The following is a 20,952-nucleotide window of genomic DNA, read 5'->3' on the forward strand; positions in this document are numbered from 1 at the left end:
CTCACGGGCGACCCCCCGTGGCGCGAGTGTCCCCGTCGGTGTCCCCGCCCGTGACACCGTCACCGCCAGTGACACCGCCCGTGACATCGCCAGTGACAACGTCAGTGATACCGCCCGTGACACCGTCACCGCCGCCGGCGCGGAGCCGGCGCTTCATGAGCCTCTCGTAGAGGGTCGGCGCGAGCCGGTTCACGATCCAGGCGCGACGGGCCGTGCGACCGACGAGGACGTGGTCGCGTCCCTTGGCGACGGCTGCGACGACTGCTTCGGCGACGTCCGCCGGCGTGATCTCCTCGCCCGTGGTGGCGCGCTCGCGTCCCTCGGCCCGATCGCTCGCCTCCGCCATGCCACCCCGGACGAAGGTCGGGTGGACGAGGGTCACGCCGACGCCGTCGGGCTCGAGCTCGGGTCGCAGTGCGGTGAACAAGCCGGTGACCGCGTGCTTGGCGGCGACATAGGGCGGGCGGCCGAGCACCGGGGCGAAGCCAGCCACCGAGCCCACCACGACGACTCGACCGGATGCGGCCCGCAGCGCCGGGAGGGCCGCGAGCGTCACCGACACCGCGCCGAAGTGGGTCACCTCCATGACCCGGCGGTGCACGTCGAGGTCGTGGTCCTCGAAGGCGCCGATCGCCGAGAGGCCCGCGCAGTGGATGAGGACGTCGATGCGTCCGTGCTCGGTCACCACGCGCTCCACGGTGGTCCGGACGGCTCGCTCGTCGGTGATGTCACAGGGCACGTAGCGCCGGTCCCCTTCGGGGCACGCCGCCGCGAGGTCGAGCCCGACGACAGTTGATCCCGCGGTCTCGAGCGCGTCGACGAGCGCTCGCCCGATCTGGCCCGCGGCTCCCGTGAGGACGACGACCGCGCCTCGCAGCGGAGTGCCGGTGTGCCTGGGGTGACGTTGGGGGAGGACTTCGGCCATCACGCCCGCCTTTCTCGACGGTAGAGCTCGTAGGTCTCCCGGCTCGTCAGCCGCGGCAGCCCCGGGAAGGCCCGGCGCAGCCGGGCGTTGTCGAGCACCGGGCGGTGACGCAGGAAGTCGACCTGCTCCGGACCATAGCGCGTGACTCCGAGGCGATGACCGATCGACAGCGCGCGGCCCACGGCGGCGGCCGGCAGGCGCACGAGCCGGCGCCCCTCGGCGGCAGCGATCTCGGCCAGGGTCATGGTGCCGTCGCCCGCAACGTTGAACGTGCCCGTCACGCCCCGTGCGACCCCCTGGGCGATGATCTCCGCGACGTCCTCGTCCCAGACGAAGACGAAGGGTGTCGGCGTCTCGCGGAGTCCGACAATGACCCGTTGGCGGAAGAGCGCAGTGATCTGGTTGTTCGTCGAGGGGCCGAGGATCGTGCCCGGACGGAGCAGGAGGATGCCCACCTCGGGATGCAGCCGCCGGGAGCGGGAGACGAGCTGTTCGACCATCGCCTTGTGGCGGGCGTAGGCGAAGTCCCGGCTGCCGGGGGTGGGGGAGTCCTCGTCCAGCAATCGGCCGTCGTTGCGGGCGGTGTAGCCGTACGCGGCTCCTGACGACAGCACGGTGAGATGCCGTATGCCGCCCTCGACGCAGGCGTCGAGCACCGCTTGAGTGCCCCCGACCTCCAACGACTCGAGGACGCGATCGCTCATCCCACGCGGCGGCTCGACGATCGCCGCGAGATGGACGACTGCGGTCGTGCGGTGCGTGCGGAGCAGGTCTGGCAGGTCCACGTCCCTGAGGTCTCCGACGACCTCGACGACGCCGTCGCGGAGGGCCCCGGGCTGTCTGACGTCGACGGAGACCGTCGGGATCGCGGAGCGGACGAAGCGGTCGACCACAAGCCGGCCGAGGTAGCCCGTGCCACCGGTGACGAGGACCCGTTGCGGCGGCATGGCAGTCACCCCTTCGGCTCCTGGTGCATCTTCTTGAAGGCCCGCAGACCCGGCGCCCACATGTGCTCGACATTGTCGACCTGGACGTGGACGACCGCCGGGCCCCCACAGTCCCGGGCGCGTTCGAGTGCCGCCTCGAGGTCTCCGGCCGAGGCAACGAAGTCCCCATGTGCCCCCAGAGCCGTCGCGAGCCGGTCGTACCGGCACTCCTCGAAGTCGGCGTAGACGACCTGGTCGTCCGGCAGTGCGGCGTTGGCGATCATCTTGCGCGCGATCGTCGCGATGGGTGCCGCCGCGATCTGCTGGCTCATCTTGACCATGCCCCACTGACCATCGACGAAGACGACGAAGACGATCGGCAGCCGGAGGCGCACGGCCGACTCGATCTCGCTGGCGTGCATCCCGAACGCCCCGTCGCCGATGAGGCAGCAGACCCGCCGGTCGGGCGCCGCGACCGCGGCACCGAGCGCCTGGCCCAGTCCGGCGCCGAGCATCCCGAACTTGAACGTCGAGAGGATCGATCGCGGGACGTGCGCCTCGTGGTGGAAGTTCGCCCAGACGACGGTGTTGCCGCCGTCGAAGACCCAGATGGTGTCGTCGGGCATCACCCTCTGAGCGGCTGCGGGGACGAGACCCGGATGGACGGGCGAGGACGTGGCAGCCTTCTCGAGCGGCTTGTCGAGCTTGGCTCGCACCTCCGCCTTCGTCGTCTGCCAGCCACGCAACCTCGTGACTCGTTCGGGGCGACGCTGCACCTCGAGCCCGGCCACCGCATCGGCGAGCGCCCGGAGCGCCTCTCGGGCGTCCGCGACGAGCCCGATCTCGATGGGCTTGTTGACCCCGATGCGCTCCTCGTCGACGTCGATCTGGATCGTTCGCTGCTCGCCGGGGCGGCCCCAGTTCGGCGCCTTGCCCCACCAGTCCGTCTCGCCGAGGCGCGATCCGACGACGAGGACCACGTCCGCGCCGGAGCGCACCTCGTCGTTGAGGTCGAGGGCGGTCATGGGGATCGCCTCCGGGCGTGACTCGGGCAGGACACCCCGGGCGGCCCAGGACGTCGTGACGGGAGCGGCGAGAACCTCGGCGAGCCGGGTGAGCTCGGCCTCTGCGCCGGCGTGGTAGACGCCGGCGCCGGCGTGGATCACAGGACGGTCGGCGTCGACGAGCAGGCGAGCGGCCCGGTCCACGAGGACCGGGTCGGGCTGCTGGGGTGTGACGCGGCGATAGGTGTGCGGCGGGCGGATGACGTCGGCCTCGAGGCCCGTGGGCCCGTTGATGATGTCCTCCGGCACATCGAGGTGCACGACTCCGGGTCGGCCGGTGAAGGACATGCGGAGAGCCCTCCGGAGCAGTTCGGGGATGCGGTCGGCCGAGGGCACGTGCGCGGACCACTTCGACATGGGGCCGATCACGGCGGACTGGTCGAAGTACTGGTAGGTGCCCCCGCGGTCGGGATGGCCGATCCCGACGCGGCGCGCCGACGTGATGAGCAGCACCCGGTTGCCCTCGCCCTCCTCGACGGCCACGCCGGGGAGGACATTCGCCACACCCGGGCCGTTCGAGGCCATGACCACGCCGAGCCGCCCCGTGAGGCGCGCGTAGGCGCCCGCCATGTGCGCGGCGGCCGCCTCGTGGCGTGGTGAGTGCAGGGTGATTCCTGCCCCGGCGAGCGCGCGGTAGAAGCCGAAGTAGGTCCCGTCGATGATGCCGAAGAGGTGCTCGACGTCCTCTGCGGCCAGCATCCGTGCGATGAGCTCTCCGCCGGTCATGGACGTGGACATTGTTGGCTCCTTTGCACCCTGTTGTGGCCGCGGACAAGAGAGTATGCGGATGGCCCCGTGGACTTCTTGGATCTCCGCCCAGCACCTCGCTCCTCGTTGTGTCCGCCCACAATCAGGCTCCACAATGACCGGATGGAACAGCCGGCCGCCTGGGACGAGATCGTGGCCCTCATCGAGTCGGTGTCCTCCACCCCCAGGGTGCTGACCGAGGCGGTCGACGAGGTCCGGTCGACGAGCCGGACCATGGCGACGCTCGACGCCGCGGATGTCGCTCGACGCACGCGCGACCTCATGACGGCGGCCACCCGCGCCATCGCAGCTCGTCGCGGTGCGACGGAGGCCGAGCTCGCCTTCGTCGAGGACCTTGCGATCACGCGCGCCCGTCAGGGCATTCCCATCGCGGAGGTGCTGGCGGCGATCCACGTGGCATCGCGCCGGATCTGGGCCGAGGCCGGCACCCTGGCGCGCGAGCTCGGGGTGGACAGCGGCCTGCTGCTCCAGGCTCGTGAGCTCTACGACGACTGGGCCGAGTCCGTGCGTCAACGCCTCATCGCAGCGCACCGCACGTCTGCGGCGGAGGCCGGTCTGGCGCACCGGGACCGTGGAGACCGGGACGACGAGCTGGTCCGCCGGCTCCTGCAGGGCGGTTCCGCAGCGGTGCTGGCTGCGCAGGAGGCGGGGTTCGCGTCGGACGTCGTCCATGTGGGCGTGGCGCGGGGAGTCAAGGACGTCGGGTCGGTGCGCTCGTGGGCCAGGGGGTCCGGGATCGTCGGGCTCGACGACGGGATGGTGGTCCTCGTGTCGACCCGGGAGCCCCGAGCCTCCGGGGTCGTCGTCGAGACGATGGGCGTCGCCGGGCCCGGAGAGGTTCGCGAGCTGCCGCTGCTGAGACGGCTGGCTGCCTCCGCCACGACGGCCGCGACGGCCCTCGGTCGGTCCGGGGCCGTCCACGTCGCCGATGTGGCGCCGGTCGTGGCGCTGCTCGAGCGCCCGGATCTGGGTGCCACCCTCACCGACCGCCACGGCCAGGCCGTGGCCACGCTCGGGCCGCACCGTGAAGCGATCCTCGACACGGTCCGGCTCTGGCTCGAGCGAGGCAAGGACGCGAACGACGCCGCGCGGGCGGCCTACGTCCACCCCAACACCGTGCGCAACCGGGTCGCGTCCCTCTGCTCGGCAACCGGTCTCGATCCCACCGACACCTTCCAGGCCGTCGCCCTGTGGTGGCTCTGCCGGGAGCTCGGCACCTCGGTCGAGACGTGAGTGCGACTGCGCCCGCCGGGCTGCGGGCTCAGGAGGTCGCCGATGACGGGCTGGCCGCCACGGCCACACCGGCCGGCTGAGGGTTCTCGAGCGGGTGGGCCCGTTCCGGGGCGTGCGCCGACCCGACTGTCGGGAGCGCTGCCCTGCGGACCGTCCGCGACGGCAGCTGCACGACGATGACGCCCGTGAGGATGACGAGTCCGCCGGCGAGCTGTATCGGCGTCATCGCCTCGCCGTAGACGAGGGCGACCGCGCCGGCTGCGACGAGCGGCTCGATGCTCGAGATGATCCCGCCGGTCGAGGCGCCGACCCGGGTGATGCCACGTTGGTGGAGGAGCATCGCGAGGATCGTCCCGACGAGCACGTAGGTGAGCACCCAGCCCAGCACGACAGGGTCAGGGGTGAGTCCGAGCGGCTGGCCCGTCCCCGTCGTGAAGAGCGCCACCGAGCCGAGCGCAGAGGTCGCGACGATTGCCATGAGGAGCGTGACGTCGGCGTCGACGGGCAGGGACGAGGCGACCATCGTGTAGACGGCGTAGGTGACTGCGGCAGTGAGGGCGAGCCCGATGCCCACGGGGGAGACCGAGGAGAAGCCGCCGAGCCCGAGGAGCAGGAGCAGGCCCGTACCGGAGCAGGCCAGGGCGACGAGGCGTCGGCGCGTCGGCGGCTCCCGGCGCGTGAGGAAACCGATGACGGCGATGATTGCCGGATAGGTGTAGACGAGCAGGGCCGCGAGGCCCGCATCCATGACGGCGACCGCGCCGAAGTAGGTGAGCGCCTGCACGGAATAGCCGACGGCGCCGAGCCCGACGCAGACGAGCACGGTCCGCAGGCTGACCCGGGCCGGGCGGCGCAGCGCGACGAGGGCCCAGAACACGGCGGCCCCGATGGCGAAGCGCCACAGCGTGAGCGTGGCGACGGCGACGTCCTCGGCGTAGGCGCCCTTGGCGAAGACGACGGACAGGGCGTAGCAGCACGCGGCCGCCATGACGAAGACCGCGCCGCGCAGGTCGACCGGGGTCCGGCCGGGCTGGGTCTGCGTGTGGCTCACAAGCGCGAGCCTAGGTCGGCCTCTCGCATCGAGGTATCCTCAGTTTCCTGCACCTCTCATAGGGAAAGCCTTGGCCACGATCCATCAGCTTCGCGTCTTCCTCGCCGCCTACGAGCTCGGCTCCCTCACGGCGGCGGCGACCCGGCTCGGCTACGCCCAGCCGACCGTCTCGGAGCAGGTGCGCGTCCTCGAGCGCTCCCTCGGGGCGAGGCTCTTCGAGCGGGTGGGCCGGGGGCTCGTCCCGACCGAGGCCGCGCACGCGCTCCGCCCGCACGCGGAGCGCACCATCGGCGCCGTCGAGCAGGCGGCGAACGCAGTACGTTCGGTCAACCAGCTCGAATCGGGCACGATCCGCTTCGGCGTCTTCGGCGCCTCCCGGCTCTACCTTGGCTCGAGCGTGGTGCTCGACCTGCTGCACCGTCACCCGGGAGTCCGGGTCGAGCTCGTCGGGCGCCACTCCACCGACGTTGTCGACCAGCTGCGTCGCGGACGGATGGAGGCCGCGGCGATCGCCCTGCCCGTCGACGACCCGGCCCTGGAGGTCAATCCGGTGATGGACGACGAGCTCGTCTACGTCAGCGCGCACGCCGACCGGGTGGCCGGTCCGGTGACGGCCGCGGTGCTGGCCAAGGCACCCCTCGTCCTCGCCTGGGCCAGCTGGGCCAACGACACGACCCGGGCGGGGCTCGCGACCGCTGTCGAGGCGGCCGGGCACACGCTGCAGACCCGCGTCGAGGTCGAGGACGTGGAGACCACCCTGGAGATCGCGGCGAGCGGCGAGGCCGACACGGTGATGTCGCTCGGCATGCTCCACCTCCTCGGCGACCGAGTGCCTGAGCATGTCGGGTGGGCGCCCTTGCGTCCGCGCCTCTACGACCGGTTCGCCATCGTCCACCGCCAGGGCGCCGTCCTGTCCCCGGCGACGAGCCTCATGGTCGAGCTCGTCACGACGCGACTGCTCGCCGTCGACACCGCGGCGCGACGGCTGGGACGAACCCGGGTCCCCCCGGCGCCCCAGCCCCGAAAGGTCTCAGGATCCGGGCAGCCGCGCCCACGTGGTGGACGAACCCCGCCCAGCGGCATACGGTGAGGACATGCGTTCGGCGCAGCTCCTCCTTCGCTGCCGCGACGAGGCCTGATCCCGGCCCCCCTCGTCGCGGAGTTTCTCGTGTCCGGCCGGACACTGCGAGAGACCTGAGAGACGAGAGAGCGAAGCGATGATCCACCCCCAGCAGCCGTCCCGCATGCCCTACCAGAAGTACGTCCCCTTCCACGAGCAGATCCCCGTCGACCTGCCCGACCGCACGTGGCCGACGAAGCGACTCGAGCAGGCCCCACGCTGGTGCGCCGTCGACCTGCGGGACGGGAACCAGGCCCTCATCGACCCGATGAACTCCGAGCGCAAGCTGCGCATGTTCCAGCTGCTCGTCCGGATGGGCTACAAGGAGATCGAGGTCGGCTTCCCGTCCGCGAGCCAGACCGACTACGACTTCGTCCGCGAGCTCATCGAGGGTGGGCACATCCCCGACGACGTGACCATCCAGGTCCTCACCCAGTGCCGCGACCACCTCATCGAGCGCACCTACGACTCGATCCGTGGCGCCAAGCAGGCGATCGTCCACTTCTACAACTCGACCTCGGTCCTCCAGCGCCGCGTCGTCTTCGGCCTCGACCAGGAGGGGATCATCGACATCGCGGTCGACGCGGCCCGCCTGTGCCGCAAGCTCGAGGAGACGATTCCCGACACGACCGTCTACTACGAGTACTCACCCGAGTCCTACACGGGGACCGAGCTCGACTTCGCCGTCCGCATCTGCAACGAGGTCATCGACGTCATCGACCCGACGCCGGACCACAAGATGATCGTCAACCTGCCCGCGACGGTCGAGATGATCACGCCCAACGTCTACGCCGACTCCATCGAGTGGATGATCCGCCACCTCGACCGGCGCGAGTCGGTCGTCGTGTCGCTGCACCCGCACAACGACCGAGGGACGGGAGTCGCGGCGGCCGAGCTCGGCTACCTCGCCGGGGCCGACCGCATCGAGGGGTGCCTCTTCGGCAACGGCGAGCGCACCGGCAACGTCGACCTCGTCACCCTCGGCATGAACCTCTTCAGCCAGGGCATCGACCCCCAGATCGACTTCAGTGACATCGACGAGATCCGGCGCACGGTGGAGTACTGCAACCAGCTTCCCGTCGGCGAACGCCACCCCTATGGCGGCGATCTCGTCTTCACCGCCTTCTCCGGCTCGCACCAGGACGCGATCAAGAAGGGGTTCGAGGCGATGGAGCGCGACGCGAAGGAGCGGGGCACCAGCGTCGACGACCTCGTCTGGGGGGTCCCGTACCTGCCGATCGACCCGCACGACCTCGGTCGCTCCTACGAGGCCGTCGTGCGCGTCAACAGCCAGTCGGGCAAGGGCGGGGTCTCGTACATCATGAAGAGCGAGCACCAGATGGACCTGCCGCGTCGCCTCCAGATCGAGTTCTCCGGTGTCGTCCAGCGTGGCGTGGACCAGGACGGCGGCGAGGTGTCCCCGGCCGAGCTGTGGGCGAGGTTCCAGGACGAGTACCTGCCGAACCCGGCGGCTCCCTGGGGCCGTTTCGAGCTGGTCAACATCGTCACCGACTCGACGGTCGACGGCGACAGCACCATCGAGGCGAGCCTGATCGACAACGGCGAGCCGATCACGGTCACCGGCACGGGGAACGGCCCGATCGCCGCCTTCCTCGACGCCTTCATGACGATCGACGGCGCCCCGGACATGCGCGTCCTCGACTACGCGGAGCACGCGCTGTCCGCCGGCGGCGACGCCCGCGCCGCCGCCTACGTCGAGTGCGCGATCGGCGAACGGGTCCTCTGGGGGGTCGGTGTCGACCCGTCCATCGTCACCGCCTCCCTCAAGGCGGTCGTGTCGGCCGTGAACCGTGCCGTGCGCGACCGCGTCACCGCCGAGGCCATGGCGTCGGAGGTCAACGCGGTCGGGTAGCGTCTCGCCCCATGGAGTCCCCGGTCGGCAGAGCGCTGCTGCGGCTGACCGGGGTCGCCCTCACCATCGTCGCCGTGGTGGCCGTGGTCGCCCCGCGCCAGGTGAACATCGCCTACGACCTCCGGGTCGTCGTGCCGGCGCTGCTCGTCTTCCTCGCCCTCGCGTGGTGGGCCCGGGTGCCCGCAGCCCTGAAGAACCGGTGGGTGCCCGTCGTGGTCGCAGCCGTCGGCGGAGCCGCGGCGGCGGGGATCGGCATCGCCTCGCGCTACGACTACGGCTGGGACGCGCGAGTCATCATCGAGATGGCCAGGTCGATGCACGCGGGGCGAATGCTCAGCGAGACGGAGTACGACTACCTCTCGCTGTATCCCAACAACATCCCCTTGCTGGTGATCGACCGCTTCGGCGTCGAAGTCGGCGCCGCGCTCGGACTCGCTCCCGATGCGGTCCTCATCGTCCTGACGGGGGTGTGCGTGGCGGCGACGCTGTATGCCGCTCACCTCCTCGTCGTCCCCGTGGCCGGACGTGGCCACGCCCTCGTCACCCAGCTCGTCATCGTCGTGCTCGTCGGGGTCAGCCCCTGGGTGAGCGTGCCCTACACGGACTTCTACGCGATGCCCTTCATCGTCGGCGGCATCGCTCTGGCCTGCGCGGCGTGGCGGCGTCGGGACTGGACCATGCGGCTCCTGTGGGGCGGCCTGGCCGTCTCGGCCATCGCCATGGCCTACGTCATCAAGACGACGCCCGCCGTCGTCATCGTCGCGCTCGTCGTCGTCGCCGTCGTGCGGCTCGCCGACGGATGGACCCCGAGCCGGGCCCGCAGCCTGGTCCCGGCAGCGATCAGCGCGGCGGTCGCGTTCGTCGCCCTGAGCACGGTGCTCACAGCGGGGGCGGCCGCGGCGACGGGCCTGGACACGAGCCGGATCGACCCGCAGGTCACCCCGCCGGTCATCTGGTGGCTGGCGAACGGCATGAACGAGCAGGTGAATGCGGACGGGGCGGTCCAGTACGGCACCTACCGCCGCGACATGGTCGAGGCCATCGATGGCCGCACCCCGGCTGAGATGCGCGAGTATGCCCGCGCCTTCATCCGAGACCGGTGGGACGAGCGAGGGCTGCTCGGAATGCTCGGCTTCTACGCCAACAAGACCGCGTGGAACTGGGGCGACGGCATGTTCTGGGCCTGGGGTGAAGGCCCGGACTCCCTGCCGGACCGCGTGGTCCGGCAGGACCCTGTGGCACAGGCCATCACCTCCGTCAACGGACTGCACGGTCGCTGGTACCCGTTGCGCGCCAACCTCACTCAAGGGCTCTGGCTGGCGGTGCTCCTCGTCGCCGGCCTCGGTCTGCTACTGGCGCCGGTGCGGCCGGAGACGCTCTTGCTCGCGGTGACCGTGCTCGGCATCGCCGCCTTCACGATCGCCTTCCAGGGCCGCTCCCGTTACCTGTTCGCCTTCGTGCCGGTGATCGTCGCGCTGGCCGCCGTGAGCAGGCCGGCCGTGGACGTCCGCCGACTGAGGCAGCGCAGCCGCAGGTGGTAGAGCCGTCACGGGCAGGAAGAACCCGTGGCGGTTGAGGCAGAGCACCTTCGCGTGCTCGACCTGGCCGTCGGTGCTCTCGAGCTCGGCGCGCCAGAGCACCTCGGCCACGGCGTCGCACTCAGGGCAGTACGTGATGTCCACTGGAGATCCCCCTCATTGACCGGCAGTGGTGCTGGTCCCGCATGACGCGGCAGTCGAGTAAGAGGCTCGCCCGGGGTGTCAGATACGTCGTGTGCGGGCACGTGGGCAGTGAGTCAGCTGATCGAGGAGGTGAGCAGCTCGTCCACGAGGGCCAGGGCGGCCCCATCCCCGATGCGGGCGATCGCACCGGCAGGGCGATTCCAGAGCCAGCAGTCGAGGTCGTCGGCGGTCCCGGCGATCTCGGCGACGGAGGCGTCATCCGGGCCGTCGACGACGGCGAACCGTCGCTCGTTCCAGGTGTCGCCGTCGGGGTCGACCCCCGTCACGTGCACCGGCGTCACGGTCCAGGAGTGGAATCCGTCCACCACGGCGATGGTCACGCTGGGGCCGAGCGGCGCCGCGGTGAGGTCGTACTCGGGTGGGAATCCCCGCATGACCCGCAGGACCTCGTCGACGCCGTCCGCGGCCAGTCGGCAGTCCATGGACGCGCGCTCGGCCCCGGACGTGATCTCGGCATCGATCCGGTGGATGAGGGCCTCGTGCGCCTGGCGACGGCTGATGTAGCCGGCCGTGTGGTCGGTGTGCCACATCCACAGTGGCGTGTCCGGAGTGAGCTCGGACAGCCGGGCGTGCAGTCGTGCGCTGGCCCGGTCGTAGAACGCGAGCAGCGCTGCCCGGCCGAGGGGGCGCTCCTCGCGGGCGGCGTTCACCGTGTCGAGGTCGCCCTGGTCGGTGAGCCGGCGCTCGGCGATCTCGCCCCAGAACCACTGCACCTCCCCGAGATGCCAGATGAGGTCGTCCGCGTCCCAATCCGGGCACGTGGGCACCCTCGAACCGGAGGGAGCATCAGCGAGCACTTCACGGAAACGCGCAGACTCGCGCGCGAGGTGGTCGAGGAAGGGGAGCGAACCCTCGGCTGGGGGTGAGCTCAGCGGCATACGATGCTCCTAACGCACGCCGGCGACCCGGAACTGCACGGAGATGCGCGGCCCCACCGGCTCGGCTGTCTTGGGGATCGCGTGGTCCCAGGTGCGCTGGCACGATCCGCCCATGACCACGAGGTCACCATGCGCGAGGGGAAGGCGCAAGCTCTTGAGGTGCGACCCCGGGATCTGGCCGCCGTCCCGCGGTCGCAGCGCGAGCGTGCGGGCCGAACCGAGCGAAAGGATCGCGACCATCGTGTCCCGGTCCTTCGACCGCCCGATGCGGTCGCCGTGCCACGCGACGCTGTCGCGGCCGTCGCGGTAGAGGCACATCCCCGCGGTGACGAAGGGCTCGCCCAGCTCCTCCCGGTAGTGGGCGCTGAGCGCATCGCGCGCCTGCTCGAGGACGGGGTGGGGGAGCGGCTCGCCTGCGGCGTAGAACTTCGTCAGACGGGGCACGTCGACGACGGAGTCGTACATCGTGCGCCGCTCGGCGTGCCAGGGCACGGTGCGGACGAGCGTGGCGAACAGCTCGTCGCCGGCCGCGAGCCAGCCCGGGCGCACGTCGACCCAGGCGCCGGGCGACAGGGCGTTGCGTCGCAGTCCGGTGGACAGGTCCTGGAGCGTCATCTCCTCCGCGAGGTCGAGGAGGGAACCCTGGAGTGCGAGATCCATCCGCCCACTGTAGCCCATCGCCTCGAACGCGTGTTCGATCAACGCGAGTGAACCCATCGGCGCGTGCGGTGCGGTCCTGGGCTGCGCACAGGGGAGAATGGCTCCATGCCCCTCTACCGCGACGAGGCGATCGTCCTGCGCACCCACAAGCTGGGCGAGGCCGACCGCATCATCACGATGCTGACCCGCACGCGCGGCCGGGTCCGCGCCGTCGCCAAGGGCGTGCGTCGCACGAAGTCGCGCTTCGGGTCGCGCCTCGAGCCGGGCATGGTCGTCGACGTCCAGTGCTACGAGGGCCGCAACCTCGACACCGTGACCCAGGCCGAGACCCTCGCCCCCTACGGCGACGTCATCTCCCGCGACTACGCCGCGTGGACGGCCGCCGCCGCGATGCTCGAGACGGCGATCCAGCTCAGCGAGGAGCACGAGCCGCAGACCCAGCAGTACCACCTGCTCGCCGGCGCCCTCCGGGCGCTCGCCGAGCGCGACCACGACCCGACGCTCGTCCTCGACGCCTTCCTGCTGCGCTCCCTCGCCGTGGCCGGGTGGGCGCCGAGCTTCCACGACTGTGCGCGCTGCGGCGCCGACGGGCCGCACCGCGCGTTCAACGTGCAGTCGGGCGGTGCGGTGTGTTCCGTATGCCGTCCACCCGGCTCGAGCGCGCCGGCGCCCGAGACGTTCGTCCTCCTCGCGGCCCTCCTCACCGGCGACTGGGACGCGGCCGACGCAAGCGACGGGCGGCACCGCCGGCAGGGCAGCGGCCTCGTCGCAGCCTTCCTCCAGTGGCACCTCGAGCGCGGTGTGAGATCGTTGCGCCTCGTCGAGCGAGCCTGAGCGACAGGGCGAGAGCCATCGAGCCCGACGACAGCAGCTTGAGTTCGCCGAGCGAGGCCCCGGCCCAGACGAACCGATCGAGCGGAGGACCATGATCACGCCCTTCCCGCACCCCTCGGGTGCGCGGCCCCCTTCGATCCCCGCCTCGGCCCTGCCGAAGCACGTCGCGATCGTCATGGACGGGAACGGCCGGTGGGCCAATGCCCGCGGCCTGCCCCGGACCAAGGGGCACGAGGCCGGAGAGGCATCCCTGCTCGACGTCGTCGCGGGGGCCATCGAGGTGGGCGTGACCCACTTGTCCGCCTACGCCTTCTCCACGGAGAACTGGCGCCGCTCGCCTGATGAGGTGCGCTTCCTCATGGGCTTCAACCGCGACGTCATCCGGCGGCGCCGGGACCAGCTGCACGAATGGGGCGTGCGGATGCGGTGGGTCGGGCGCACGCCGCGTCTCTGGCGATCCGTGATCAAGGAGCTCGAGGTCGCGCAGGAGCTGACGAAGCACAACACGGGCCTCACCCTCTACTTCTGCGTCAACTACGGCGGGCGGGCCGAGATCGCCGACGCCGTGCGCCGCCTCGCCGAGGACGTGCGAGCCGGCCGGGTGCGGCCCGCCTCGATCGACGAGCGGACCATCAAGCGCTACCTCGACGAGCCGGGGATGCCCGACGTCGACCTCTTCGTGCGGTCGTCCGGGGAGCAGCGGACGAGCAACTTCCTGCTCTGGCAGTCGGCCTACGCCGAGATGGTCTTCCAGAACCAGCTGTGGCCCGACTACGACCGACGCGACCTCTGGGCCGCCATCGAGGAGTACGTCGCGCGGGACCGTCGCTATGGCGGTGCGATCGACCAGCCCACTCCCGACTGAGGAGGACTGCCGCGCAAGCCGGCCCAGCGGCATACGGCGCTGCTCCCTCTCGCTGAGCAGCGCCGCGGGGCGCGCCTGGGGCACTCTCGAGGCGCCCTGTGCCCGCCCAGTGACGCGCAACGCAGCGGCGGGCACCCGACGTCAGCGGGCCCTGGACGTGCAGTCCGCGCAGGTGCCGAAGATCTCCAGCGTGTGCGTCACTCCGGTGAAGCCATGCTCCGCGGCGACCCGGGCGGTCCACTGCTCGACCGCGGGGCCCTCGACCTCGACGGTCCGACCGCAGTCGCGGCACACGAGGTGATGGTGGTGGTGGGTGGAGCAGGCGCGGTAGACGGCCTCGCCCTCGTCGGTGCGCAGGACGTCGACGGTCCCGGCCTCGACCATCGCCTGGAGCGCGCGGTAGACGGTGGCCAGGCCCACGCCCTTGCCCTCCGCACGCAGCCGGGCGTGGACGGCCTGGGCGGAGGTGAAGTCGTCACACCTGCCGAGGAGCTCGGCGACCGCTGCCTGCTGGCGCGTCGGCCGGCGCGGTGTCGTCGTCATCGGTTCGCCTCCTCCGTCGTGGGTGCCGAGGGTGCCGAGGGTGCCGTGGCTGTCGTGGCCACCTCGCCGTGCTCGTCGTAGTGGCCCTCGTGGAGCGCGTGCAGGTGGCCGTCGTGCACGTAGTCGACGTGGTCGCCGTGGGGGAGGCTCTCGTGACCGCACTCGGGGCCGTGCTCGTGATCGTGCCCCTCGGCCATGTCGTGTCGCGTGCCGTGGAGGCGGTGGGCGATGCTCGTGGCGATGGCGATGGTGATGAACACGGCCACGGCGAGCAGGACGATGGTCCCGCCGGACGGCGTGTTGAGCGGGTAGGAGAGCAGCACGCCTCCGACCGCGGAGACGAGACCGAGGGCGACGGCCCAGCGCACTCCCGAGCCGAAGCTGCGGGCGAAGAGCTGGGCGGCGGCGTTGGGCACGATCATCAGGGCACTGATGAGGAGCAGGCCGACGATCCGCATCGCGATGACCACGGTTGCCGCGGTGAGCACGGCGAGGACGATGTTGAGCGCGAGGACCGGCAGCCCGACGGCCCGGGCGTACTCCTCGTCGTTGGCGACGGCGAAGAGGCGCGGTCGCAGCACCCACGTCGTCACGGCGATGACGACGGCGAGCACGGCGAAGACGACGAGGTCGTCTGCCCGCACCGTGAGGATCGAACCGAAGAGGTACTTCACGAGGTTGGCCGGCGTGCCGTCAGGCGCCTTGCTGATGATGACCACCCCGGCGGCGATGCCCCCGTAGAAGATGATCGCGAGCGCCAGGTCGCCGCTCGTGCGCCCGTGGGCGCGCAGGAGCTCGATGACGACCGCGGCGATCACTGCCGCGACAAGAGCGGTCAGCACGGGACTCTGGTCGGTGAGCAGCCCGATGGCCACCCCCGCGAGGGCCACGTGACCCATGCCGTCCCCGATGAGGGACATACGTCGCTGGACGACGAAGATGCCCACCATCGGGGCGACGACGCCGACGAGCAGGGCCGCGAGGAGGGCCCGCTGCATGAAGTCGATCGAGAGGATCTCGGTCATGGGGTCTCCCCCTCGGGGTCGAAGGGCCCCTGTGCGACCGCTGGCCGGGGCCGGATCAGCTCGAGGTCGTGGTGGTGACTGTCGTGGTCATGGTGCACCGAGTCGCGTTGGGCTGCATAGCGATCCGGGTCTCCGTCAAAGACGATGCGGCCGCCGTCGACGACGATGATGCGGGTCAGCATGCTCTCGAGGGCACCGAGCTCGTGCGTGACGATGACCATCGTGACCTCGCGCTCCACGAGGCGGGCGAGCACGTCGGCGAGGACGTGCTGGCTCGCGGCGTCGACGCCTGCGGTGGGCTCGTCCATGATGAGCACGTCGGGCTGCCCTGCGAGGGCGCGCGCGATGAGCACGCGGCGCTGCTGTCCCCCCGACAGGGTGCTCACCTCCGCGCCGGACCGGTCGGCGAGGCCGACGAGGTCGAGGGACCGGGCGACGATCTGGCGGTCCGTGGGGCCGAGGCGGCCGAGCCAGCCGAGCCGGGGGAGCCGGCCCGACTCGACGATCTCCTCGGCAGTGGCCCGCACCGAGGCGGAGAGGGTGTGCCGCTGCGGCACGTAGCCGACCCTCGCTCGGTCGCGCAGCTCGTCCGCGGGGGTGCCGAAGAGGGTGACGGTGCCGGACAGGCGGCGGTTGAGGCCGAGGACCCCCTTCATCAGGGTCGACTTGCCTGCGCCGTTGGGCCCGAGCACGGCGACGACCTCGCCGCGCTCGATACGCAGGCTCGCGCCGGTGAGGACCGGGTGCTTGCCGTAGCCGAACGACGCATCGGCCAGCTCGACCACGGCGGTCACGAGCAGTCCTGTCCCTGCGTCAGGGCGGTGAGGTTGCTCCGCATCACCTCAAAGTAGTCCCTTCCGGCGGAGGCCTCGGTGATGCCCTCGAGCGGGTCGAGGGTGGCCAGCTGCGCCCCGGTGGAGGCGGCGACGGTCTCGGCGAAGTGCGGCTCGACGAGGGTCTCCTGGTAGATCGTCGTGATGCCGTGCTCCCGGACGAGGTCGGTGATCTCCTTGAGGGCGGCCGCGCTGGGCTCGGCCTCGGGGGAGATGCCGGCGATGCCGTGCTGCTCGAAGCCGTAGCGCTCCGCGAGGTAGCCGAAGGCGGAGTGGCTCGTGACGAGCTCGGAGATGGAGCAGGAGCTCAGGGCCGTCGTGAACTCCTGGTCGAGCGCCGTCAGGTCGCTGACGAAGGCCCGGGTGTTCTCGGCGTAGGTGGCCGCCCGCTCCGGGTCGAGCTGTGCGAGCCGCTCCCCGATGGCCTCGGCGACGGAGGCATAGCGCTGCGGGTCGAGCCAGAAGTGCGGGTCGCCGCCGTCGTGGGCGTGCTCGGCGTGCTCCTCGGGGCTCTCGTCGGCGTGGCCGTCCTCCTCGGCCGGTGTGAGGGTGAGGCCGGCCGTGCCGGAGACGTCGAGGACGCGCTCGGCATCGACCTGCTCGGCGGCCTCGTCGACGGCTGGTTGGAACCCTCTCGAGTAGACGACGAGCGAGGCCCCGGTCATCCGCGCGAGGTCCTGGGGTGCGATCTCGAGGTCGTGGGGCTCCGCCCCGGGCTTGGTGAGCACGCTGACGTCGAGTGCCCCCCCGGCGATCCGCTCGGTCGCGAACTGGATCGGGTAGAAGCTCGTGACGACGCTGGGACGGTCGTCCGCGCCACCATCGGGAGCGCTCGAGCCGCACGCGGCTGCGGTGACGGCGATCGCGATGGCAGTGGCACCCAGGGCCAGTCGGCGTTTCATGGTGAGAATCATTCTCGATATGAGAATGATTGTCAAAACGATTTTCGCCGGTGTGCCGCTGGGCCGACTGGTCGACGAGCCTGCCCTGCCCCTGCGGTGGCGCCCCCGACCCCAGACGCGGGCGCTCAGTCCGGGACGAGACCGACGATCGCGACAGCCAGGGCGAGCGTGAGGACGGCGAGTCGCATGAGTCGCTCGGGCAGGGTCAGCCGCTGCCACGTGAGGAAGAGCAGCCACCCGACGAAGGCGGACACGACGAGGAAGGCCAGCCCGCTCCACGGGGAGGGCGCGAGGACGCCGACGGCGAGGACGACGACGAGTGCGCCGAGCGCCACCCCGCGCGGGACGGCGTTCATCCGCTCGACCCAGGGGGCGGACGCGTGCTCGATGCGCGAACGGAAACTCAGTGCCACGACGCACACCCTACGGATAGCCTGCCGCGCATGGCCAAGCGGACGTCGACCGTGGACACCGTCGTCAGCCTCTGCAAGCGCCGGGGCTTCGTCTTCCCGAGCGGCGCCATCTACGGAGGCACGCGCTCGGCCTGGGACTACGGTCCGCTCGGGGTCGAGCTCAAGGAGAACATCCGTCGCCAGTGGTGGACGTCGGTGGTCACCGGTCGCGACGACGTCGTCGGCCTCGACAGCTCGATCATCCTGCCCCGCGAGACGTGGGTCGCCTCGGGCCACGTCGGCACGTTCAGCGACCCTCTCGTCGAGTGCCTCCAGTGTCACCGGCGTCACCGTCAGGACCACCTCCAGGAGGCGCTCGCGGCAAAGCAGGGCCAGGCCGACCCCGCAGCGATCCCCATGTCGCAGGTCGCGTGCCCCGACTGCGGCACGACGGGACGCTGGACGGAGCCGCGCGAGTTCAACATGATGCTCAAGACCCATCTCGGCGTCCTCGAGGACGAGTCCGGCCTGCACTACCTCCGCCCCGAGACGGCCCAGGGGATCTTCGTCAATTTCGCCAACGTCCTCGGCACGGCCCGGATGAAGCTGCCGTTCGGCATCGCCCAGACCGGCAAGTCCTTCCGCAACGAGATCACCCCCGGCAACTTCATCTTCCGCACTCGCGAGTTCGAGCAGATGGAGCTGGAGTTCTTCGTCAGGCCCGGCGAGGACGAGCAGTGGCACCAGTACTGGATCGACGAGCGCACGCGATGGTACGTCGACCTCGGCATCGACCCGGCCAACCTGCGCCACTACGAGCACCCCGAGGAGAAGCTGTCGCACTACGCGAAGCGCACCGTCGACATCGAGTACCGCTTCGGCTTCCCCGGCTCCGAATGGGGTGAGCTCGAGGGCATCGCCAACCGCACCGACTTCGACCTGTCCAGCCACAGCAAGCACTCCGGCTCCGACCTCGGCTACCTCGACCAGACGACCGGCGAGAAGTACACCCCCTACGTCATCGAGCCGGCGGCGGGCCTCTCGCGCTCGCTCATGACGTTCCTCGTCGACGCCTACAGCGAGGACAAGGCCCCCAACACCAAGGGCGGCGCCGACACGCGCGTCGTGCTCCGACTCGACCCGCGGCTCGCCCCGGTCAAGGCCGCGGTCCTGCCGCTGTCGCGCAACGCCGATCTCTCGCCGAAGGCACGCGACCTCGCGGCTCAGCTGCGCCGGCACTGGAACGTCGACTTCGACGACGCCGGCGCGATCGGCAAGCGCTACCGCCGCCAGGACGAGATCGGGACGCCCTTCTGCGTCACCGTCGACTTCGACACGCTCGAGGACGAGGCGGTGACCATCCGGCACCGCGACTCGATGGCGCAGGAGCGCATCGCCCTCGACCAGGTCGAGGGATGGCTCGCACAGCGCCTCGTCGGCTGCTGACGGAGGAAAGGATCAGCCGCTGAGGTCGGAACGCCGCGAGGACCGGCGAGCGAGCCCAGCGGCATACGGTAGGCGTGTGGTGCACGACGCCGTGCTCGACGGGACCCCGGGCGACCGCGCACGGGCGGCGGCCGACGCCCTGGGTGACGGCCAGCTCGCGGCGTGGTGCGCCGACCTCGTCTCCGGTCGGGTCGTCTGGGGCGATCCGGCCAGTCCCGACGTGCGATGGCTCGGAGGACGCGCTGCCCTGGGGTGGGGGGCGCCGGAACGGCTCGACGAGAGGACCGGGTACTGGGCGCGGGTGTGGGCGGCGCGCACGCTGCTCTACGTGTGGGACGACACCACCACGCCCGACATCGTTGCCGGGCTCGGGGATCCGGCTTGGCGGGTTCGGGAGATGTGCGCCAAGGTCTGCGCCCGCTGGGAGGTGGGTCCAGCGGCCGACGCCTGCGCGGCCCTGGTCGGCGACGAGGTGCCCCGGGTGCGCGCGGCGGCCGTCCGGGCCCTCGCCGTCACCGGTGAAGCGGAGCACGCGAACCCCATTCGCGGCGCGCTCGACGACCCGGACGACGCGGTGCGGTCGGCTGCGGAGCGCGCGCTGCGCACCCTCGAGCGACGTCTGGACCGGCCCGTCTGAGCTGGTCAGCCCGGGGTGGGACCCGTGGCGACCGGGCGGCTCGGGTCGCGGATCCACTCGCTCCACGAGCCGGGGTAGAGCACCGCGTCGACGTTGATCTCGGCGAGCGCGAGAACCTGGTGGGCGGCCGTGACGCCGGACCCGCAGTACGCCCCGACGGCGGAGGTGTCGCGGTCGGCGACCACCTGCCGCCAGTGCTCCGCGAGGTCGCGCCGGAACGTGCCGTCGGGTGCGAGCCACTCGCTCGTGGGGCTGCTCACCGCGCCGGGGATGCGCCCCGCAACCGGGTCGATCGGCTCGACCTCACCCCGGAAGCGCTCCGCGGCCCTGGAGTCGAGCAGCACCCCCGTCTGCGCGAGCCGGGCCGCGGCGTCGGCGTCGAGGACGGGCAGCTGCCCCGGGCGGGCCGTGAAGGTGCCGGCGCCGTCATCAGGGGTCTCGGTGCTCACGGGCAGGTCGGCCCGCTGCCATGCGGCAAACCCGCCGTCGAGGACGCGCACGGCCCCCAACCCGAGCCAGCGCAGGACCCACCAGGCCCGGGCCGCGGCATACGACTCCCGGCCGTCCATGGCGACGACGCGGCTGTGGTCGTCGACGCCAGCGCGTCGGAGGGCCGCCTCGACCACGGACGGATCGGGCAGCGGATGGCGACCGCCCTCTCCGGGAGGGCCGGCGAGCTCGGTGTCGAGGTCGACGTAGTGGGCGCCGGGGACGTGCCCGCGAGCGTACTCGAGTCGCCCGTCCGGCCCGCCGAGCTGGTAGCGCACGTCGAGGACGACGACGTCGTGGAGGCTGTGGGCGAGGTCCCGCGCCGAGATGAGGTGGGTCACGCGGTCCATCGTGGCATCGCCGTGGCATGCTGCGGGAGGGAGGTGTCATGCGAACTCGGGTGGTCCTCGTGCACGGCTCGCGCCTGTCCAGCGCGCAGTGGGCGCCGCAGCTGCCGCTCCTCGAGCCGCACGTCGACGTGACGTTGGTCGACCTGCCCGGCCACGGCGCCCGCGCGTCGGAGGAGTTCACGCTCCGCCGGTGCATCGAGGTCATCGACGAGGCCGTCCGCGAGGACGATGCCCCTGTGGTGCTCGTCGGGCACTCGCTCGGCGGCTACGCCGCGATGGCGTATGCCGCTGAGCTGGCTTCGCGGCTCGACGGCCTGGTCCTCGCGGGGTGCAGTGCTTCACCGGTCGGACCGGGAGCGGCCGTCTACCGTGGCGTCGCCGCCGTGACGGATGCGC

Annotated in this window: 21 protein-coding genes; 9 read left to right on the forward strand and 12 right to left on the reverse strand. The window is 71.4% G+C overall.

The annotated features are described in order from the left end of the window. Nucleotide 1: 1 nt before the first annotated feature. The 3 genes from LOY02_RS10800 to LOY02_RS10810 are packed head-to-tail and all read right to left on the reverse strand — an operon-like array spanning nt 2 to nt 3,653. Nucleotides 2–925 (reverse strand): SDR family NAD(P)-dependent oxidoreductase, encoded by a 924-nt coding sequence (locus LOY02_RS10800; RefSeq protein ID WP_317182363.1) that lies wholly within the window; start codon nt 923–925, stop codon nt 2–4. Continuing rightward, on the reverse strand, nt 925–1,872 hold the full coding sequence (locus LOY02_RS10805; RefSeq protein WP_317182364.1) for an SDR family oxidoreductase: 948 nt from the start codon (nt 1,870–1,872) through the stop codon (nt 925–927). The genes LOY02_RS10800 and LOY02_RS10805 overlap by 1 nt, the downstream gene beginning before the upstream one ends. A 5-nt stretch (nt 1,873–1,877) precedes the next feature. Then, complete coding sequence (locus LOY02_RS10810; protein ID WP_317182365.1) at nt 1,878–3,653, reverse strand: thiamine pyrophosphate-binding protein; 1,776 nt, start codon at nt 3,651–3,653, stop codon at nt 1,878–1,880. 132 nt (nt 3,654–3,785) lie between these two features. On the opposite strand from LOY02_RS10810, the gene LOY02_RS10815 reads away from it, so the two are divergent. Continuing rightward, on the forward strand, nt 3,786–4,916 hold the full coding sequence (locus tag LOY02_RS10815) for a helix-turn-helix domain-containing protein (protein WP_317182366.1): 1,131 nt from the start codon (nt 3,786–3,788) through the stop codon (nt 4,914–4,916). A gap of 28 nt (nt 4,917–4,944) precedes the next feature. On the opposite strand, the gene LOY02_RS10820 is transcribed toward LOY02_RS10815, so the two are convergent. Further along, the gene (locus LOY02_RS10820; RefSeq protein WP_317182367.1) at nt 4,945–5,967 is read right to left on the reverse strand and encodes a DMT family transporter; all 1,023 of its coding nucleotides are present in this window, start codon (nt 5,965–5,967) and stop codon (nt 4,945–4,947) included. 70 nt (nt 5,968–6,037) lie between these two features. On the opposite strand from LOY02_RS10820, the gene LOY02_RS10825 reads away from it, so the two are divergent. From LOY02_RS10825 to LOY02_RS10835, 3 genes are all read left to right on the forward strand, one after another. Next, a complete protein-coding gene (locus tag LOY02_RS10825; protein ID WP_317182368.1) occupies nt 6,038–7,057 on the forward strand; it encodes a LysR family transcriptional regulator in 1,020 nt (339 codons plus the stop codon). 127 nt (nt 7,058–7,184) lie between these two features. Next, the gene (leuA, locus tag LOY02_RS10830; protein ID WP_317182369.1) at nt 7,185–8,960 is read left to right on the forward strand and encodes a 2-isopropylmalate synthase; all 1,776 of its coding nucleotides are present in this window, start codon (nt 7,185–7,187) and stop codon (nt 8,958–8,960) included. An 11-nt stretch (nt 8,961–8,971) separates the two neighbouring features. Continuing rightward, a complete protein-coding gene (locus LOY02_RS10835) occupies nt 8,972–10,501 on the forward strand; it encodes a hypothetical protein (protein WP_317182370.1) in 1,530 nt (509 codons plus the stop codon). A gap of 254 nt (nt 10,502–10,755) precedes the next feature. On the opposite strand, the gene LOY02_RS10840 is transcribed toward LOY02_RS10835, so the two are convergent. Together LOY02_RS10840 and LOY02_RS10845 are read right to left on the reverse strand one after the other, a co-directional pair. After that, a complete protein-coding gene (locus LOY02_RS10840) occupies nt 10,756–11,580 on the reverse strand; it encodes a maleylpyruvate isomerase family mycothiol-dependent enzyme (RefSeq protein WP_317182371.1) in 825 nt (274 codons plus the stop codon). A gap of 9 nt (nt 11,581–11,589) precedes the next feature. After that, nucleotides 11,590–12,240 (reverse strand): alpha-ketoglutarate-dependent dioxygenase AlkB, encoded by a 651-nt coding sequence (locus LOY02_RS10845; RefSeq protein WP_317182372.1) that lies wholly within the window; start codon nt 12,238–12,240, stop codon nt 11,590–11,592. Nucleotides 12,241–12,345: 105 nt separating this feature from the next. Between LOY02_RS10845 and recO the strand changes: the two genes are divergently transcribed. Further along, the gene (recO, locus tag LOY02_RS10850; protein WP_317182373.1) at nt 12,346–13,074 is read left to right on the forward strand and encodes a DNA repair protein RecO; all 729 of its coding nucleotides are present in this window, start codon (nt 12,346–12,348) and stop codon (nt 13,072–13,074) included. Between the two features lie 91 nt (nt 13,075–13,165). Then, nucleotides 13,166–13,939 (forward strand): isoprenyl transferase, encoded by a 774-nt coding sequence (locus LOY02_RS10855; RefSeq protein WP_317182374.1) that lies wholly within the window; start codon nt 13,166–13,168, stop codon nt 13,937–13,939. 141 nt (nt 13,940–14,080) lie between these two features. On the opposite strand, the gene LOY02_RS10860 is transcribed toward LOY02_RS10855, so the two are convergent. The 5 genes from LOY02_RS10860 to LOY02_RS10880 form a co-directional block, all read right to left on the reverse strand. Then, a complete protein-coding gene (locus LOY02_RS10860; protein ID WP_317182375.1) occupies nt 14,081–14,482 on the reverse strand; it encodes a Fur family transcriptional regulator in 402 nt (133 codons plus the stop codon). After that, the gene (locus LOY02_RS10865) at nt 14,479–15,507 is read right to left on the reverse strand and encodes a metal ABC transporter permease (protein ID WP_317182376.1); all 1,029 of its coding nucleotides are present in this window, start codon (nt 15,505–15,507) and stop codon (nt 14,479–14,481) included. Before LOY02_RS10865 ends, LOY02_RS10860 begins: the two co-directional genes overlap by 4 nt. Then, nucleotides 15,504–16,301, reverse strand: a complete 798-nt coding sequence (locus LOY02_RS10870) for a metal ABC transporter ATP-binding protein (protein WP_317182377.1) — start codon at nt 16,299–16,301, stop codon at nt 15,504–15,506. The genes LOY02_RS10865 and LOY02_RS10870 overlap by 4 nt, the downstream gene beginning before the upstream one ends. After that, on the reverse strand, nt 16,298–17,242 hold the full coding sequence (locus tag LOY02_RS10875) for a metal ABC transporter substrate-binding protein (RefSeq protein WP_317182378.1): 945 nt from the start codon (nt 17,240–17,242) through the stop codon (nt 16,298–16,300). Before LOY02_RS10875 ends, LOY02_RS10870 begins: the two co-directional genes overlap by 4 nt. A 125-nt stretch (nt 17,243–17,367) precedes the next feature. Beyond that, a complete protein-coding gene (locus LOY02_RS10880; RefSeq protein ID WP_317182379.1) occupies nt 17,368–17,655 on the reverse strand; it encodes a DUF6703 family protein in 288 nt (95 codons plus the stop codon). Nucleotides 17,656–17,685: 30 nt separating this feature from the next. Between LOY02_RS10880 and LOY02_RS10885 the strand changes: the two genes are divergently transcribed. After that, the gene (locus tag LOY02_RS10885) at nt 17,686–19,080 is read left to right on the forward strand and encodes a glycine--tRNA ligase (RefSeq protein ID WP_317182380.1); all 1,395 of its coding nucleotides are present in this window, start codon (nt 17,686–17,688) and stop codon (nt 19,078–19,080) included. 76 nt (nt 19,081–19,156) lie between these two features. After that, complete coding sequence (locus tag LOY02_RS10890) at nt 19,157–19,717, forward strand: HEAT repeat domain-containing protein (protein ID WP_317182381.1); 561 nt, start codon at nt 19,157–19,159, stop codon at nt 19,715–19,717. Nucleotides 19,718–19,722: 5 nt separating this feature from the next. Here the strand turns inward: LOY02_RS10890 and LOY02_RS10895 are convergent, their stop codons facing one another. Further along, complete coding sequence (locus tag LOY02_RS10895) at nt 19,723–20,556, reverse strand: sulfurtransferase (protein WP_317182382.1); 834 nt, start codon at nt 20,554–20,556, stop codon at nt 19,723–19,725. 38 nt (nt 20,557–20,594) lie between these two features. Between LOY02_RS10895 and LOY02_RS10900 the strand changes: the two genes are divergently transcribed. Next, the coding region (locus LOY02_RS10900; protein ID WP_317182383.1) for an alpha/beta hydrolase at nt 20,595–20,952 on the forward strand (358 nt) is incomplete at its 3' end.

This window comes from Intrasporangium sp. (assembly GCF_032907665.1).
Classification (GTDB): Bacteria; Actinomycetota; Actinomycetes; order Actinomycetales; family Dermatophilaceae; genus Intrasporangium.

Bases quoted from the DNA above. Each gene is read 5' to 3' on its own strand.
- LOY02_RS10800 (WP_317182363.1), bottom strand. From the start codon at position 925: ATGGCCGAAGTCCTCCCCCAACGTCACCCCAGGCACACCGGCACTCCG.
- LOY02_RS10805 (WP_317182364.1), bottom strand. From the start codon at position 1,872: ATGCCGCCGCAACGGGTCCTCGTCACCGGTGGCACGGGCTACCTCGGC.
- LOY02_RS10810 (WP_317182365.1), bottom strand. From the start codon at position 3,653: ATGTCCACGTCCATGACCGGCGGAGAGCTCATCGCACGGATGCTGGCC.
- LOY02_RS10815 (WP_317182366.1), top strand. From the start codon at position 3,786: ATGGAACAGCCGGCCGCCTGGGACGAGATCGTGGCCCTCATCGAGTCG.
- leuA (WP_317182369.1), top strand. From the start codon at position 7,185: ATGATCCACCCCCAGCAGCCGTCCCGCATGCCCTACCAGAAGTACGTC.
- LOY02_RS10835 (WP_317182370.1), top strand. From the start codon at position 8,972: ATGGAGTCCCCGGTCGGCAGAGCGCTGCTGCGGCTGACCGGGGTCGCC.
- LOY02_RS10840 (WP_317182371.1), bottom strand. From the start codon at position 11,580: ATGCCGCTGAGCTCACCCCCAGCCGAGGGTTCGCTCCCCTTCCTCGAC.
- LOY02_RS10845 (WP_317182372.1), bottom strand. From the start codon at position 12,240: ATGGATCTCGCACTCCAGGGTTCCCTCCTCGACCTCGCGGAGGAGATG.
- recO (WP_317182373.1), top strand. From the start codon at position 12,346: ATGCCCCTCTACCGCGACGAGGCGATCGTCCTGCGCACCCACAAGCTG.
- LOY02_RS10855 (WP_317182374.1), top strand. From the start codon at position 13,166: ATGATCACGCCCTTCCCGCACCCCTCGGGTGCGCGGCCCCCTTCGATC.
- LOY02_RS10860 (WP_317182375.1), bottom strand. From the start codon at position 14,482: ATGACGACGACACCGCGCCGGCCGACGCGCCAGCAGGCAGCGGTCGCC.
- LOY02_RS10865 (WP_317182376.1), bottom strand. From the start codon at position 15,507: ATGACCGAGATCCTCTCGATCGACTTCATGCAGCGGGCCCTCCTCGCG.
- LOY02_RS10875 (WP_317182378.1), bottom strand. From the start codon at position 17,242: ATGAAACGCCGACTGGCCCTGGGTGCCACTGCCATCGCGATCGCCGTC.
- LOY02_RS10885 (WP_317182380.1), top strand. From the start codon at position 17,686: ATGGCCAAGCGGACGTCGACCGTGGACACCGTCGTCAGCCTCTGCAAG.
- LOY02_RS10895 (WP_317182382.1), bottom strand. From the start codon at position 20,556: ATGGACCGCGTGACCCACCTCATCTCGGCGCGGGACCTCGCCCACAGC.